This window comes from Anoxynatronum sibiricum (assembly GCF_039414295.1).
Classification (GTDB): Bacteria; Bacillota; Clostridia; order Peptostreptococcales; family Tindalliaceae; genus Anoxynatronum; species Anoxynatronum sibiricum.
In genome coordinates, this window is record NZ_JBCITM010000068.1 from 1 (window position 1) to 353 (window position 353).

The following is a 353-nucleotide window of genomic DNA, read 5'->3' on the forward strand; positions in this document are numbered from 1 at the left end:
GGGAACTCGTATGCACTCAGCAGGTCGCGGATTTCCAGCTCCACCAGTTCCAGCAGTTCTTCGTCATCCACCATGTCGCATTTGTTCATGAAAACGACGATGTAGGGTACGCCTACCTGTCTGGACAGCAGGATGTGCTCTCGGGTTTGGGGCATGGGACCATCGGCTGCGGATACCACCAGGATGGCTCCGTCCATTTGAGCGGCTCCGGTAATCATGTTTTTCACATAATCGGCATGGCCGGGGCAGTCAACGTGGGCGTAGTGGCGGTTCGGAGTTTCGTACTCAACATGCGCTGTTGAGATGGTGATGCCTCTTTCTCTTTCTTCAGGCGCTTTGTCGATCATGTCAAA

1 protein-coding gene is annotated in these 353 nt (G+C 54.1%); it reads right to left on the reverse strand.

The window, feature by feature from the left end; translation table 11 throughout:
* Positions 1-353, reverse strand: a 353-nt coding sequence (locus AAIG11_RS17980; RefSeq protein WP_343187562.1) for a GTP-binding protein, incomplete at both ends; no start/stop codon positions are given.